General features: G+C 62.2%; 15 protein-coding genes. 5 read left to right on the top strand and 10 right to left on the bottom strand.

The window, feature by feature from the left end:
* The first annotated feature begins 30 nt into the window (after positions 1–30).
* Complete coding sequence (locus tag NKI25_RS05500) at positions 31–1,221, top strand: O-succinylhomoserine sulfhydrylase (RefSeq protein ID WP_352998226.1); 1,191 nt, start codon at positions 31–33, stop codon at positions 1,219–1,221.
* A gap of 36 nt (positions 1,222–1,257) precedes the next feature.
* Here the strand turns inward: NKI25_RS05500 and NKI25_RS05495 are convergent, their stop codons facing one another.
* Positions 1,258–2,412 carry a glycosyltransferase gene (locus NKI25_RS05495; RefSeq protein ID WP_352621865.1) on the bottom strand — a complete coding sequence of 385 codons (1,155 nt, stop codon included), beginning with the start codon at positions 2,410–2,412 and terminating at the stop codon, positions 1,258–1,260.
* 226 nt (positions 2,413–2,638) lie between these two features.
* On the opposite strand from NKI25_RS05495, the gene apaG reads away from it, so the two are divergent.
* Entirely contained in the window at positions 2,639–3,031 is a 393-nt protein-coding gene (gene apaG / locus NKI25_RS05490; protein ID WP_023677352.1) for a Co2+/Mg2+ efflux facilitator ApaG/CorD, read from the top strand.
* 6 nt (positions 3,032–3,037) lie between these two features.
* On the opposite strand, the gene NKI25_RS05485 is transcribed toward apaG, so the two are convergent.
* From NKI25_RS05485 to NKI25_RS05475, 3 genes are all read right to left on the bottom strand, one after another.
* Complete coding sequence (locus tag NKI25_RS05485) at positions 3,038–4,048, bottom strand: Hsp33 family molecular chaperone (RefSeq protein ID WP_023677351.1); 1,011 nt, start codon at positions 4,046–4,048, stop codon at positions 3,038–3,040.
* 162 nt (positions 4,049–4,210) lie between these two features.
* Positions 4,211–5,122, bottom strand: a complete 912-nt coding sequence (gene argF / locus NKI25_RS05480; protein ID WP_031211966.1) for an ornithine carbamoyltransferase — start codon at positions 5,120–5,122, stop codon at positions 4,211–4,213.
* Positions 5,123–5,136: 14 nt separating this feature from the next.
* On the bottom strand, positions 5,137–6,336 hold the full coding sequence (locus tag NKI25_RS05475; RefSeq protein WP_352826912.1) for an aspartate aminotransferase family protein: 1,200 nt from the start codon (positions 6,334–6,336) through the stop codon (positions 5,137–5,139).
* A 355-nt stretch (positions 6,337–6,691) separates the two neighbouring features.
* Here NKI25_RS05475 and NKI25_RS05470 point away from each other — a divergent pair, with 355 nt between their 5' ends.
* The gene (locus NKI25_RS05470) at positions 6,692–7,216 is read left to right on the top strand and encodes a GcrA family cell cycle regulator (protein ID WP_023677348.1); all 525 of its coding nucleotides are present in this window, start codon (positions 6,692–6,694) and stop codon (positions 7,214–7,216) included.
* 90 nt (positions 7,217–7,306) lie between these two features.
* On the opposite strand, the gene NKI25_RS05465 is transcribed toward NKI25_RS05470, so the two are convergent.
* From NKI25_RS05465 to NKI25_RS05455, 3 genes are all read right to left on the bottom strand, one after another.
* A complete protein-coding gene (locus NKI25_RS05465; RefSeq protein WP_352621868.1) occupies positions 7,307–8,314 on the bottom strand; it encodes a magnesium and cobalt transport protein CorA in 1,008 nt (335 codons plus the stop codon).
* Between the two features lie 116 nt (positions 8,315–8,430).
* Positions 8,431–9,156: a phosphate signaling complex protein PhoU gene (phoU, locus tag NKI25_RS05460; RefSeq protein ID WP_352589138.1), complete on the bottom strand. Its 726-nt coding sequence runs from the start codon at positions 9,154–9,156 to the stop codon at positions 8,431–8,433.
* Between the two features lie 118 nt (positions 9,157–9,274).
* The gene (locus NKI25_RS05455; RefSeq protein WP_352826911.1) at positions 9,275–10,537 is read right to left on the bottom strand and encodes a sensor histidine kinase; all 1,263 of its coding nucleotides are present in this window, start codon (positions 10,535–10,537) and stop codon (positions 9,275–9,277) included.
* Positions 10,538–10,734: 197 nt separating this feature from the next.
* Between NKI25_RS05455 and ppk2 the strand changes: the two genes are divergently transcribed.
* Positions 10,735–11,637, top strand: coding sequence for a polyphosphate kinase 2 (ppk2, locus tag NKI25_RS05450; RefSeq protein ID WP_352621871.1), 903 nt, complete (start codon positions 10,735–10,737; stop codon positions 11,635–11,637).
* A 24-nt stretch (positions 11,638–11,661) separates the two neighbouring features.
* Here ppk2 and NKI25_RS05445 read toward each other — a convergent pair whose 3' ends face one another.
* The 3 genes from NKI25_RS05445 to NKI25_RS05435 all read right to left on the bottom strand — a co-directional run bounded on the left by NKI25_RS05445 (position 11,662) and on the right by NKI25_RS05435 (position 13,894).
* Positions 11,662–12,411 (bottom strand): enoyl-CoA hydratase-related protein, encoded by a 750-nt coding sequence (locus NKI25_RS05445; protein ID WP_023677343.1) that lies wholly within the window; start codon positions 12,409–12,411, stop codon positions 11,662–11,664.
* Between the two features lie 15 nt (positions 12,412–12,426).
* On the bottom strand, positions 12,427–13,065 hold the full coding sequence (locus NKI25_RS05440; protein WP_023677342.1) for an acyl-homoserine-lactone synthase: 639 nt from the start codon (positions 13,063–13,065) through the stop codon (positions 12,427–12,429).
* A 97-nt stretch (positions 13,066–13,162) separates the two neighbouring features.
* Positions 13,163–13,894 (bottom strand): helix-turn-helix transcriptional regulator, encoded by a 732-nt coding sequence (locus tag NKI25_RS05435; RefSeq protein WP_023677341.1) that lies wholly within the window; start codon positions 13,892–13,894, stop codon positions 13,163–13,165.
* A gap of 271 nt (positions 13,895–14,165) precedes the next feature.
* Between NKI25_RS05435 and NKI25_RS05430 the strand changes: the two genes are divergently transcribed.
* Positions 14,166–15,017 carry an ABC transporter substrate-binding protein gene (locus NKI25_RS05430; protein ID WP_352826909.1) on the top strand — a complete coding sequence of 284 codons (852 nt, stop codon included), beginning with the start codon at positions 14,166–14,168 and terminating at the stop codon, positions 15,015–15,017.
* The last annotated feature ends 12 nt before the right edge of the window (positions 15,018–15,029 follow it).

Raw genomic sequence — 15,029 nt, 5'->3', positions numbered from 1 at the left:
TGTTTGGACCAATTTTGGTGTTTGGATGGAATGATGACCAAGAAGCGCGGCTGGAAGCCTCAGACCGCACTCGTGCATGCCGGGACGCTGCGTTCCGGCTTCGGCGAGACCTCCGAGGCGATGTATCTCACCCAAGGCTATGTCTACGAGACGGCGCAAGCGGCGGAGGCCCGCTTCAAGGGCGAGGAGCCGGGCTTCATCTATTCGCGCTATGCCAATCCGACGGTCGACATGTTTGAGAAACGCATGTGCGCGCTGGAAGGAGCCGAGGACGCGCGCGCCACGGCATCCGGCATGGCGGCGGTGACGGCAGCACTGCTGTGCAGCGCCAAGGCGGGCGACCATATCGTGGCGGCGCGCGCGCTGTTCGGCTCCTGCCGCTGGGTGGTCGAGACGCTGGCGCCGAAATACGGCATTGAGGCAACGCTGGTCGACGGCACCGACATCGCCAATTGGGAAAAGGCGGTCAAGCCCAACACCAAACTGTTTTTCCTGGAAAGCCCTACCAATCCAACGCTGGAGGTAGTCGACATTGCCGCCGTCGCGGCACTTGCCAATTCGATCGGCGCCAGGCTGATCGTCGACAATGTCTTCGCTACGCCCTTGCAGCAGAAACCCCTGCAGCTCGGCGCCCACATCGTCGTCTATTCGGCCACGAAGCATATTGACGGCCAGGGGCGCTGTCTTGGCGGCATCGTTCTGTCGGACAAGAAATGGATCGACGAGAACCTGCATGACTATTTCCGCCACACCGGCCCAAGCCTCTCGCCCTTCAATGCCTGGACGCTGCTGAAAGGCCTGGAGACGCTGCCGCTACGCGTACGCCAGCAGACGGAAAGTGCCGGCCGCATCGCGGATTTCCTGGCCGAGCGCCCGCAAATCGCCCGCGTCATCTATCCCGGCCGCGCCGACCACCCGCAAGCGGCCGTGATCCAGAAGCAGATGTCGGGCGGCTCGACGCTGATTTGCCTCGATGTGAAGGGCGGCAAGCAGGCGGCCTTTGCCTTCCAGAACGCACTCGACGTCGTGCTGATTTCCAACAATCTCGGCGACGCCAAGAGCCTGATCACCCATCCGGCGACGACGACGCACAAGAACTTGACCGATGAGGCCCGCGCCGAGCTCGGCATCGGACCGGGAACGCTCAGGCTGTCAGTTGGCCTTGAGGACGCCGACGACCTGCTCGAAGACATCGAGCAGGCACTGAGAGTTGCCGGATAAGGGCTGGCCGAACAGAGGCGAGCGGGGACGCGCCGATCAGGCGCCGGACGGGGTCTCTTCCAGCTCCGCGACGGCCTTGGTCTGGATAGTCATCACATTGCCGCGCCAGTCGACGGCGCCGCTCAGCCATCCGCGCGCCCAAATGGCGGGAAGCATCAGGTCTCGCGCCATCATCGCCAGGATGGTGCGCAGCGACAGGTGCCATCCCTTGGCCGAGGCCAAGGCGCATTCCGGCAGGTAGGCCGCGACCAGCACGGCGATGGCGGTTGCCGGCAGGCTGACGCCGGCGTCAGCCGCCGCGATCAGCGCAAGCACCAGCGGCGGCGCTGCGCCGATCAGGATCTCGGGGGCGAAGAACAGCGCGAAGGTGACGCGGCGCAGCCGCGCCCAGCGCGCCTGCCGCGACCAGATCTCGCCAAACGTGCGCCGGCCGAGCGGCTGTTCGAAGGGCGAGGCGACAAGATTGACCCGCAGTCCGAACCCGTTGACCAGCTTGGTCGCGGCGGCGTCTTCGGCGATCTCGGCAGCAAGCGCGCAGATGCCGCCATTGGCGTCGAGCATCGGCTTATTCCACAACATGCTCTTGCCCTGCGCGAAGCCGAGGCCGAGCGCCTCTCCGGCGTACTGCCAGCGTGCCTGCAGCGTGTTGAGAAAGGCGCATTCGACCTCCCCCCAGAAGCCGTCCGGCCGCGAGCCGATCGGCGTCGAGCAGACGAGGCCGGTGTCGTGCCGCCACGCCGCCATCAGGTGCTGGACGTAGTCGCTCGGCATAAGCACGTTGGAATCGGCAAGGATGACCCAGCTATAATGCGCCGCTTCCCAACCCTTCACGCAATTGTTGAGTTTTGGATTGCCGCTGATGCGGTCGTCACCGACTAGAAGACGGGCGCGAATAGCTGGAAAGCGCGCCATTGCGGCGGTGATCGGCTTGACCACCGGGTCGTCGGCATGGGCAACGCAGAAGATGAGTTCGTAGCGCGGCCAGTCGAGTGAGAAGGCGCGCTCCAGCGTCTCTTCGGCAAACGGCTCGACGCCGCGCGCCGGGATGACGATCGATACCGGCGGCGCGTTGGCCGCGGGCGGTGCGATCCTGCCTGGTCGCTTCAGCTTCAGCGAAGCTAACAGGATGCTGGCGAGATTTGAAAGAAGGAGGGCTATGGAAAGGAGGGCGGCTGCGAATGTCGGTTCCATCGAGATCTGGTCACTCCAGAAGTGCCGGCCGCATGACGGCCGTTTTCAACAATTCGACAGAACGCTGAGTCGCCCGGCACAAGCCTGCACACCATCATTGTCATGTGTCACTTAAATGACATTGTTTTTCGGCACCTGCGCTCGAGTCGGGCAAGGAGATGACGCGCATCGTTGATCAAACTGCGCTGAGCGTCGAAGTTCCATCTACATTGCTTTGGAGCAGTTTATGTACAGCGCCGTCACCCGCAACATCGAAGTGCAGGTCAGGCCGTTCTATCTGGAGGATCACTCCGACCCGCCGCAAAACCGCTATGTCTGGGGATATCAGGTGACCATCGACAATCAGTCGGATGAGTTCGTGCAGCTTCTGTCGCGCTACTGGCACATTACCGACGGCACCGGCAAGGTCGAGGAAGTGCGCGGCCCCGGGGTCGTCGGCGAGCAACCCGGACTCAACCCCGGCGACAGCTATCAGTATACGTCTGGATGCCCGCTCTCGACGCCGTCCGGCATCATGGTCGGGCACTACACCATGCGCAACAAGCGGGGCGAGACGTTCGACGTCGCCATCCCCGCCTTCTCGCTCGACTTGCCGGGAATGCGGCGCACCGTCAATTGACGGCCGTCATCCGGCCGCTGCAAACTCCGCCGGGTCGAAGTCATATTGCTTCGAGCAGAATTCGCAGGCGACGTGAATGCTGCCATCCTCGGTGCTGTCCCTGATCTCCTCGGCGGAAAAGCCTTCGAGGATGCCGTGGATCTTCTCCCTCGAGCATGAGCACTGGTCGGCGACCGGCACCCCGCCGAACACGCGGACGCCATGCTCGTGGAAAAGCCGGTAAAGCAGCCGTTCGGCGCCGATCGTCGGATCGATCAGCTCGGTCGGTTCAATAGTACCAACCAGCGCCAGCAGCTCCTGCCAGGAATTGTCGGTCGGGTCGTGGATTTCCTCACGCGGATCGCCGTCGCCACCGGGAAGGTCGGGTACGCGCATGCGCTCCGCCGACTGCGGCAGGAATTGTGCCAGCAGGCCACCGGCCCGCCATTGCTCGCGGGCACCGCCGACGCCGGGCGTCAGAAGCTTGGCAACCGAAAGCCGGAGGTCGGTCGGAATCTGCTCCGACTGGCGGAAATAAGTGCGTGCGGCATCTTCCAGTGTGACGCCGTCGAGCTGGACGATGCCCTGGTAGCGTTGTGTGTGAGCGCCCTGGTCGATGGTCAGCGCCAGGACGCCGCTGCCGAGCAGCGTCTGCGGTGACGTCTCGCCGGCAGAAGTCAAAGCCTGCAGCCGGTCGGCATCGAAGCGGGCATAAGCGCGCAGCGCGTGCGGCGTGGAGAAATCCGCGACCAGCATGTCGACCGGCCCGTCGGTGCGGGTCTGCAGAATGAACTTGCCCTCGAACTTCAGCGAAGTTCCGAGCAATACCGTCAACACACAGGCTTCAGCCAGGAGCCGGGCGACCGGCTCGGGATAGTCGTGGCGGCTGAGAATAGCATCGAGCATCGGCCCGAGCTGGACGGTGCGACCGCGCACGTCGAGCGGGCCGACCTCGAACGGCACGACATGGTCGTCGCCGGCGTAGCCGAATTCGCCGAGCTTGGGTTTATGTTCAGCCAATTGATGAGTTTCCAACATGACAAAGCTCCGGGGCGCGGCGATGCCGCCCTCCGGGGCGCATGCGACGAGACGCGCTCGATTTGCGTGATGCGCCTGAGATAGGCACCACCAACTCCCGGATCAAGGCGGCCCAGATCAAGGCGGCGCAGATCAGGCCGGCCCGGATCACCGCGGCTCGTATCAAGCGCCCAGGCACCAGGCCAAGACCGCCTTCTGGGCATGGAGCCGGTTCTCGGCCTCATCGAACACCACCGAATGCGGTCCGTCGATGACCTCGTCGGTAACCTCCTCACCGCGATGCGCCGGTAGACAGTGCATGAACAGCGCGTCCGGCTTGGCTTTCGCCATCAGTGCCGCATTGACCTGATAGGGCAGGAAGACATTGTGGCCGCGGGCACGGTGCTCCTGGCCCATCGACACCCAGCAGTCGGTGACGATGCAGTCGGCCTCGTGAACGGCCTCCTCGGGCGAACGGCTGAATTTCAGCTTGCCGCCATTGGCTTTCGACCAGTCGACATGCTTCTGGGCCGGTTCGCTGCCCTCGGGCACGGCGACGTTCAGCTTGAAATGGAACCGCGCGGATGCCTCCAGCAGCGAATGCAGCACGTTGTTGCCGTCGCCGGTCCAGGCGATCGTTTTACCGGCCACCGGACCGCGGTGCTCTTCGAAGGTCATGATGTCGGCCATCAGCTGGCAGGGATGGGTCTCGTCGGTCAGCCCGTTGATGACGGGGACCGTAGCGTTTTCCGTCAGTTCCAGCAGCCGGTCATGCGAGGTGGTGCGGATCATGATGGCATCGACATAGCGCGACAGCACCTTGGCCGTGTCGGCAATGGTCTCCGAGCGGCCAAGCTGCATCTCGGTGCCGGTCAGCATGATCGTCTCGCCACCCAACTGCCGCATACCGACGTCGAACGACACGCGCGTGCGCGTCGACGGCTTGTCGAAGATCATCGCCAGCACCTTGCCTTCGAGCGGCTTGCTGCGTTCGCCGGCCTTGAGCCTTGCCTTTCGCACCGCTGCGTCGTCGAGCATGAAGCGCAGATCGCCTTCGGAAACGGCGGAAAGATCGGTGAAATGGCGAAGGGACATCAGAAATTCCAGGATTACTTCGCAGCGGCAGCGACGATGGCATCTGCCAGGCTCTTGGCGCCGGCACGAATGCGCTCGAGCGCTTCGTGGATCTCGGCGTCGGTGACGGTGAGAGGCGGTAGCAGGCGGATAACGTTGTCGCCGGCCGGAACCGTCAAGAGATGCTGGTCACGCAGTGCCACCGTGACCTTGGTGTTGGGCATCGCGCATTTAAGCCCGAGCATCAGGCCGGTGCCCCTGATGCTTTCGATAACATCCGGAAATTCGTCGGCGACGCCAGCGAGCCCCTGCTTCAACAGCAGTGCCTTGCGCCGGACGTCTTCGAGAAAGCCGTCTTCCAGCACCACGTCGAGCACGGCGTTGCCGACCGCCATTGCCAGCGGATTGCCGCCGAAGGTGGTGCCGTGCACGCCGGCGGTCATGCCGACCGCTGCCTCGTCGGTGGCGAGGCAGGCACCCATCGGAAAGCCGCCGCCGATGCCTTTGGCCACCGCCATGAGGTCGGGTGTGACACCCGTCCACTCATGCGCGAACAGCTTTCCGGTGCGGCCGACGCCGCATTGGACCTCGTCGAAAATCAGGAGCAGTCCGTGCTGATCGCAGAGCTGCCTGAGCCGCTTCAGCGATTGCGTCGGCACTTGCCTGATGCCGCCCTCCCCTTGCACCGGCTCGATCAGGATCGCCGCGGTTTCAGGCGTGATCGCCTTCTCGGCGGCATCCACATCGTCGAAGCCGACCTGGTCGAAGCCGTCGACCTTGGGGCCGAAACCTTCCAGATACTTGTACTGGCCGCCGGCGGCGATGGTCGCCAGGGTGCGGCCGTGGAAGGCGCCTTCGAAGGTGATTGTGCGGTAGCGCTCGGGATGGCCCTTGACGAAGTGGTAGCGCCGCGCCGTCTTGATGGCGCATTCGAGCGCCTCTGCGCCGGAATTGGTGAAGAACACCTTGTCGGCGAAGCTTGCGTCGGCCAGCCGCTCGCCGAGCCGGCTCTGTCCAGGAATCTCGTACAGATTGGAGACGTGCCAGAGCTTGGCGGCCTGCTCGGTGAGGGCCGCGACCAGATGCGGATGGCTGTAGCCCAACGAATTCACGGCGATGCCGCCGGCGAAATCGAGATATCGCTCGCCCTTGTCGGTGACCAGCCAGGTGCCTTCACCGTGGTCGAAAGCCAGGGGTGCGCGAACAAAGGTCTCGAAAAGCGCCGAACCGCTCATTATATGCGTCTCCGGAACCGGAAAAATCAAAAAGCCGCCAAAGCGGCGGCCCTTGTGGCTTATCGTGTTTTTCGGCCGTGAAGTCAACGAAAAGGTCGCGCAAGGTCGCGCGGCAAGCCCCCCAGCATAACGCCGGCTCATAAGCGACCGGGCAAGTTGGGGAAAACCGAAAAAACCGATTCGTGTTGGCCTTGGGACTCTTGTCACCGAGTCAGCGCATAAGGTAATTGTAGTAGAGAAATAACTAGATTTCGTGCGGCGGACCTAATCACCCGATATATGTGGTGTCTGCCCGGCAGAAGCCGGGTCGGGAATGGATTCCGATTGCCGCACGTTTCAGCAGGAGCGCGGTCTCATGAACTGGACTGACGAGCGAGTCGAACTTCTCAGAAAATTGTGGTCGGAGGGCCTCAGCGCCAGCCAGATCGCCGCACAGCTTGGCGGGGTCAGCCGCAATGCGGTCATCGGCAAAGTGCACCGGCTGAAACTGTCCGGTCGCGGACGCACGACCGCCTCACCGGCACGCCAGAAGAAGACGGTGCAGGGATCGACGATCCAGAAATCGGTGTCCCGGGCAGCAAGCGCCACGCGCCATGCCACCACCTCGATGTCGATCGGTGCGACCGCGCTCAAGGCGCAGTTCGATGCCGAACCGGTGGCGCGCCACTATATCCGCCCGGTCGAGAACGTCGTCGTGCCGATCTCGCGGCATCTGCAACTTGTCGAACTCAACGAGCGCACTTGCAAATGGCCGAACGGCGATCCGCTTTCGGAAGACTTCCATTTCTGCGGCAACGACGCAGCCGAAACCGGCCCCTACTGCAAGTACCACGCCCGCGTGGCGTTCCAGCCGGCATCGGAGCGGCGGCGGAGCAGGTGAATGGTGAATGGTGAATGGTGAATGGTGGCGGGCTGAGCTTGGAGTAAGAAAGCAAGGCTCTTGTCTAGCCCTATTCACCATTCACCCACTTCATAGCCACCCATTCTTGCGAAACCGCCAGTAAAGAAACGTGCAGATCAGGGCAATTGCCGCCAGGACGGCCGGGTAGCCATATTCCATCCTCAGTTCCGGCATGTCGCTGAAATTCATGCCGTAAATGCCGGCGAATGCCGTCGGCACGGCCAAGATTGCGGCCCATGAGGCAAGCTTCTTGGAGATCGCCGTCTCCTGGCTTTGACCGACCAGAAGGCTCGCCTCGAAGGCGAAGGCGAGAACCTCACGCAGGCTGTCGATCTTTTCCTGGACGGTGCGGATGTGGTCGGTGACGTCGCGAAACAGCGGGTGCATGGCTGTGTGGATTTGCGGCAGATCGGCGCTGGTGAGCCGCCGGCAGACCTCCACCAGCGGCAGGGCCGCATTACGCAGGCGCAAGAGATCGCGGCGCAGCATATAAAGCCGTTCGATATCGGAGCCGGTCATCGGTTTCAGCAGAACCTTGTCCTCGATCGCCTCGACCTCGTTTTCGATCTGCTCAAGCACCGGCATATAGTTGTCGACGATGAAATCGAGAATGGCGTAGAGGACGAAATCCTCGCCCTTGGCAAGGGAATGCGGGCAGCTTTCCCAATGCTGCCGAACGGCGGCGTAGGAGGTCGACGGGCCATGCCTGACGCTGACAATGTAGCCCGCGCCGACGAACAGATGCGTCTCGCCGAAGGTGACGCGGCTCTCGATCAGCTGCGCCGTGCGGGCAACTATGAACAGGGCATCACCATATTGCTCGATCTTCGGTCGCTGGTGCGGATGCTCGGCGTCCTCGATCGCCAGCTCATGCAGATGGAATTGCGCCTGGACGCGCAGCAGCAAATTGCGGTCGGGCTCCAGCAGTCCGATCCAGACCACGTGACCCGGCTTCCCGGCCCATTCGCCGGCTTCCTCGATCGGAATGTCGGCGATGCGCCGCCCAGCCGTATAGACGCCGCAAGCGATTATACCCGACATCGGCGGCGCAGGAGCAAACTCGCGGACGTATTCCATCGCAGCCTCCTGAAGGCGGGGCCTTCATCGCGGAACTGAGAAGTCGGCGCGTCGAAAGCTTAGCGCAATTTTCTGTCAGGTGGCGAATCCGAAATTCGCATCAGTGCTGAGAGAACTCACTTCGCTGGTTGGGTTGCGGGAAGAATAATCTTGTCCGTCTTGTCGCCCTTCGGACGATCGGCCGGCATCTGATCGCCGGTGACGATATAGTAGATCGTCTCGGCGATGTTGGTAGCGTGGTCGCCGATGCGCTCGATGTTCTTGGCGCAAAACAGGAGATGTGTGCAGGGCGTGATGTTGCGTGGGTCTTCCATCATGTAGGTCAGCAATTCGCGAAACAGAGAGGTGTACATGGCGTCGATCTGGTCGTCGCGGTCGCGCACGAAACCGATTTTCTCCACCGACCGCGACGCATAGACGTCGAGTACTTCCTTGAGCTGGGTCAGTGCCAGATTGGCCAAAGCCTCGAGGCCGCGGAACAGGCTGTTCGGCTGGCGCCCGTCTGCGACGGCAACCACCCGCTTGGCGACGTTCTTGCCGAGATCGCCTATCCGTTCGAGGTCAGCCGAGATGCGGATCGCGCCGACGATCTCGCGCAGATCCGTCGCCATCGGCTGGCGTTTAGCGATGATGATGATCGCCTTGTCGTCGATCTCGCGCTGTCCCTCATCCAGAACCAGGTCGTCCCGAATGACTTTCTGGGCAAGCCCCGGATCCGCATTGACCAGCGCCGCGACCGCCTGCTCGACCATGCGCTCGGCATGCCCGCCCATCGCCGCGATGCGCTTCGACAGATATTTCAGCTCCTCGTCATAGGCGCTGACGATATGCACGGACTGCATGGACGAAATGCCTTTCCCGGGATCTCGTGGTTGAGTCGTTCCCTCGAATCCCCGCTGATACGCTAGCCGGATGACAGAAAAAAGAAACGGCCCATTATGTGCTAGAGATAGTACTACGTTAGCGAGCCGGCAAATGGACCGTGAACGCCGCACCCTTGCCGACCTCCGACCTGATGGAGAGTCTGGCGTTGTGGCGGGTCAGGATATGCTTGACGATGGACAGGCCAAGGCCGGTGCCCTTCTGGGTTCGGCTGTTCTCGACGTCGACGCGGTAGAAGCGCTCGGTGATGCGCGGGATGTGCTCTTCGGGGATGCCGGGGCCGAAATCCCTGATGGTGACGTCGATGCCCGGTTCGGGATCGCTGTCGCTGCGTATGATCGACACCACGACGCGTCCGCCCGACTGACCATATTTGCAGGCGTTTTCCAGCAGGTTTTCGAAGACCTGGAAAAGCTCGTCCCGATCGCCGGGCACGTCGAGCGGCCCTTCCGCGAAATCACGCTCGATGACGACGCCGTTTTCCTTTGCGAGCGGCCCAAGCGAATCGATGACGTTGTCGATGGCCTGGCGCAGGTCGACCTCGGTTCCCGGCTTGAGATAGGGCTTCATCTCCAGGCGCGACAGCGACAGAAGGTCGTCGATGAGGCGCGCCATGCGGCTGGTCTGGTTCTGCATGATCTGCAGGAACTGCTCGCGCGCCGCGGGGTCGTTGCGGGCCGGCCCGCGCAGCGTCTCGATGAAGCCGGCGATCGAGGCGAGAGGCGTGCGCAGCTCGTGGCTGGCATTGGCAATGAAGTCGGCACGCATTCTGTCGATCCGGCGCGCCTCACTCTGGTCCTTGAACACCAGCACGTAGAGATCCGTGGCATGGCCGACTGAAGACGCGCTCACCCGATAGGCTCGTTCGACCGGCAGCTTTTCTATGTAGTCGACGCTGTCCGAAGCGACGTTGCCCGCCAAGATACTATCCAGCAAGGCCTGCATTTCCGGCGCGCGGAATTTCAGCGACAGCGACATGCCGGGGGCAATCCCGCCGAAGGCGGCAAAGGCAGCGGCGTTGGCGTGGACGATGGCGGCGGAGCGATCGAAAATGATCAGCGGATCGGCAACCGCCGCCGCGAGATATTCGCCGGAAAGTTGTTGCACGCTCGATTCGATGGCCGCGGCATTTTCGGTCGATTGGCGGGCGATGCCGGCCGGCAGCATCGCAGCGGCAACCAGCACGGCGCCAGCCAGCAGCACCACATAGCCAGACATGCCGGCAAAACCATAGACCATCAGAACCGCAACGAGGCCGGCCGCAAGCAGCCAGCGGCTGTTCCACAGCCGCATGGCGACGGCTTGCGCCCTGCCTCTCCGCTCTGCGCCGATGTCGGCCATTTGCGCTCCGTCTGCGGCCACTTCAAGAACTTCTTGCTGGACCGGCGCTAGAGCGCAGTGCGTCCAATTGGGCGCACAAAGGACGCTCTACCACTTTATCTGCTGCATCGTTCTTTCCGAAAATCGATTCCGATTTTCGGGCCGATGCAGTAAGGCTCCCAATAGCACGAGTCCGGAAGCTGGAAAGGTTCGCCTCGATGAAAAACGCCAAGGAAAGCCCCGCCGCACCCTCATCGGGGCCGCTGAAGATCATGATCGACGGCAAGGAGAGGGCGTTCGACATCGAGGCCCCCGCGCTTCCCGACTGGGTCGAGGACCGCAAGCTCACCGCCGGCGGTTACCCTTACGACAAGAAGATGAAGAGCGAGGAGTATGACGAGAGGCTAGAGAAGCTGCAGATCGAGCTGGTCAAGGCGCAGGCGTGGCTGCAGTCGACGGGCAAGCGGGTAATTTCGCTGTTCGAGGGGCGCGACGCTGCCGGTAAGGGCGGCACGATCTTCGTTTTGCGCCAGTATCTGAACCCTCGCACGGCGCGCAACGTGGCGCTGACCAAGCCAACGCCCACCGAGCTTGGACAATGGTACTTCCAGCGCTACGTCGACCACTTCCCGACGTCGGGCGAATTCGTCACCTTCGACCGCTCCTGGTATAACCGCGCCGGCGTTGAACCGGTGATGGGATTCTGCACGCCCGAGCAGCACGAGCAATTTCTGGACGAGGTTCCGCATTTCGAGCGGATGATCCGCAACGAGGGCATACATTTCTTCAAATTCTGGCTGAACATCGGCCGGGAAACGCAGCTCGAGCGATTCCACGACCGCCGCTGGAGCCCGCTGAAGAGCTGGAAATTTTCGCCAATCGACATCGCCGGCATCACCAAATGGGACGAATACACCAAAGCGCGCGACCTGATGGTCGAGCGCACGCACAAGGAGTTCGCGCCCTGGATCATTGTGCGGGCGAACGACAAACGGCGCGCGCGGCTGGCCGTCATGCAGCGCATTCTCCTTTCGCTTCCCTATGACGGCCGCGACCTCGACGTCATCGGCAAGGAGGACAAGAAGATCATCGGCGAAGGGCCGACTTTCCTCGAAAAATAAGCTCACCTCATCGATACGCGGCTCTCATGCCGCCAGCCGGGCAATCCGCTGCAGTCGCTTCAGCGTGGTGTCGTCCTGCAGCGCCTGCTGGAAAAGCGAGATCTCCTGGTCGATGCGGTCGCAGAGCGCGCCGGTGTCGCCCCTAAGCAGGTCGCGCGTCTGTAGCAGCGCCGCGACAGGCTTCTTGGCGAGTTGCCTGGCTCTTGCCAACGTGGCTTCCTCGACGCTGCCGTCCGTCACGATCTCGCCGACAAGGCCCAGTGCCCTGGCATCTTCGGCGGCGAGCGTGTCGCCCAGGCAGAAGAAGCGGAACGCCCCGGCATAGCCGAGCTTCTGCGGCGCCAGAATGCTGGTCGCCGCGTCCGGCACCAGGCCGAAATCGACGAACGGCACCCGAAACGTGCTCTTGCTCGAGGCGATCACCATGTCGCAGTGGAACAGGATGGTGCAACCGACGCCGACGGCGTCGCCGTCGACACAGGCAAGGACCGGTTTCGGGAACGTCGCCAGCGTGCGGAACATATCGGTGACGGCGGCGATCAGTCGCCGATGTTTGGTGGCATCGAGAAATTCGGAGAAATCGGCTCCGAGGCAGAAGCACCCGGCCAAGCCGCGCAGGACCACGACGCGGACGTCGTCGTCGACAGCGGCTTCATGGAATGTCCTGGCCAGGCTTTCATAGGCCCGCCTGTCCAGCACCGGGCGGCCGTCACCCGACGATACCGTGACGATCAGCGTGTGATTGCGGAATTCTGCTTTTGAGTGAACGTTCATGGCCTCTCTCCAATCTCACGAGGCGCGTCTCTGTCCGAGCATGTCCGGGTACCCTCTGGCCAGCACCGGCGCAAAATGGTTGCGGCGCGAACGCACCACGTCGAGCGTGTGCTCGTTGAAGGTGAGCAGTGTGGCAACCACCTGCTGGTTGCCATAGGTACGCTGGTAACCGAGCGGCGTTGCCAGGAAATGCAGCTGCAGCGCGCGAAGCACCCACATCGGCTCGAATTCGATGATCACCTGGTTGACGTTGCGCTTCAGGCCCCACTCGACGAAGCCGGCGATCAGCTCGGTGCCGACCGTCGACACGCCGCGCCGACCGTCGCGGAATCCCGGCGCAACCGCATAGCGGGTCAGTTCATAGACATTCGGGCCCGACGGTGGGGTTCCCTCATAAAGGTCCGCCAGCACATCGGTTAGAAGATGTGCCCGGGTCGTCGGCAGCATCCGCTGATAACCGGCGAGCTCGCCATTGCGGATGACGATCTGGTGCACTGCCTCGTCGTGGTCGAATTGATCGATCTCGAGGCCATCAGGGCGCTGCAGATCGGTCCATCCCATCTCTTCGACGAAAACTCTGTAACGCAAACGATGAACTGCCTCCCAGAGGTCGGGCCGTTCCATCAATTCCTGGGTCGTGAGGGAAAAAAGCATTTGCCGTCTCCTAGTTTCAATAGGAAGATACGGCCGTGCTTTCCCAAAAAAATTACGCGATCACGCAAGCAAGAATTTCTAGGCCGGCGCGGCCGACCTAGTTAATATAGCCGCGCCTTATCGCTTCCGCGACGGCCTGGACCCGGTTGACGGCACCGAGTTTGCTTTTGGCGTTAAGAAGGTGTTTCTCTGACGTGTGTTCCGAAATGCCGAGAATTTGTGAAATCTCCCATTCGGACTTGCCAACAGCAGCCCATTGCAGGCATTCGCGCTCACGCGGCGTTAATTCGACATGATCGATGGTTTTGCCCGCCATAGTGTGGAGCTGCATTGCGCGGCCAATCGCATAAGTCGAGACCAGCGACACCAACCCGAACTCGGCACTCGACAATTCGACAGCCTCGCCGCCTAGCGACACCATGACGATCTGGCCATCGAGCGTGATTAGCGGGAAGGCCAACCCGTCGCGCAGCTTGAATTCGCCGGCATCGCCCATCACCTCGCCGCCGCTCTTGCCGATGCGGATGCCCTGAGATGCTTCCCGCCACTGGAATGGCGCTTGAAGCTGCTTCATGTGGCTGACGACGGGGTCGTGATCGACGTAGTTGCGCGCGACGTAGCGCTCAAGCCATTCAGCCGGCCAGTCGCAGAGCAGCACATGGTCCTTTTGCTGGTTTCTCGGTGTGCCAGGTTGCGGAACCGTCCCGGCCATCAGCGCCGTCAGCCCGAACCCGCTTGTTACCCCCAGCAGCTTTTCGCAGACGGCGGCGGCTGTGCCGGCGTGCTGCAACTGATCTATCAACTCCAGCGTACGATCGAAATGACCCATCGCAACATCTACCCCATGTTGCCTTCCGCTCTTGAGGCCAATGGCAGTGATCAACCCGCACCACGCCATCAACCCCGGACTGCAAAGCTGCCTCCCCTGTGCGTCCTACTGCTCCTCCTCAGCCGGCATCACGCAGTCACTTGCAAACTCACTAAACAATATCCCTAAATTGCAATGATGAAACCAAAAACCGTCGTACCTGTGTTTTTTTCGTACAAAAACCTGTGTTATTTCGTACGAAAGCCGGGGCAAGACCGGACGGAGTCGTCGCGTGGCGTTTCGGCGCATATCCATTTCATTGATCTCGATATTGATCGGAGCGCAATCGCTTGCGGCTGCTGCGCTCGCCGCGGAGCCGCAGGTGCCGGTGTTCTGGGACGCCAAGGAGCGGCTGCCAAAGCCGGACCTTTCGATGCTGCCGCGGCTGCGATTCCTGACCGCCACGGATTTCCCGCCGTTCAATTTCCTCGATGGGGCAGGCCGGCTGTCGGGCTTCCATGTCGACCTGGCGCGCGCCATCTGCGCCGAGCTCGGCATTGCCGAAAAATGCCAGATCCAGGCGCTGCCCTGGGCCGAGCTCGAAGGTGCGCTCGGGAAAGGCGAGGGCGAAGCGATCATTGCCGGCATCGCCGCGACGCCGGAGTCGCGGTCGAAATACACATTTTCACGCTCCTACCTGCAATTTCCGGCACGCTTCATCATGTTGAAGACACAGGCGCTGACCGAACCAATGTTCGACAAGCTGCGCAGCAAGCGTGTCGGCGTGATCGCCGGCTCCGCGCACGAGCGGATGCTGCGCGATTATTTCGGCGACGTCCAAATCGTCCCGTTCGCAAAGCCGGAGGAGCTTTATGGCGAGCTGAAAGCCGGCAAGATCGACGCCGCCTTCGGCGACGGCATGCGTTTCGCCTTCTGGCTCGGCGGTTCGGATGCAGCGGGCTGCTGCCGCTTTGCCGGCGGCCCCTATCTGGCGCCCGAATATCTCGGCTCAGGCATGGCAATCGCCACCAGGGCCGACGATCCGGCACTGGCCGCCGCTTTCGACTACGCGCTGCAGGAAATCTCGGTGAAAGGCACGTTCGCCGAGTTCTATCTGCGCTATTTTCCCGTCAGTTTTTTCTGAGCTTGGCCGCCG

The sequence above is a fragment of the Mesorhizobium sp. M0808 genome (genome assembly GCF_040320025.1).
GTDB lineage: Bacteria > Pseudomonadota > Alphaproteobacteria > Rhizobiales > Rhizobiaceae > Mesorhizobium.
Note: the sequence above shows the minus strand (reverse complement) of the source record. Positions and strands in the feature narration are given on the sequence as shown.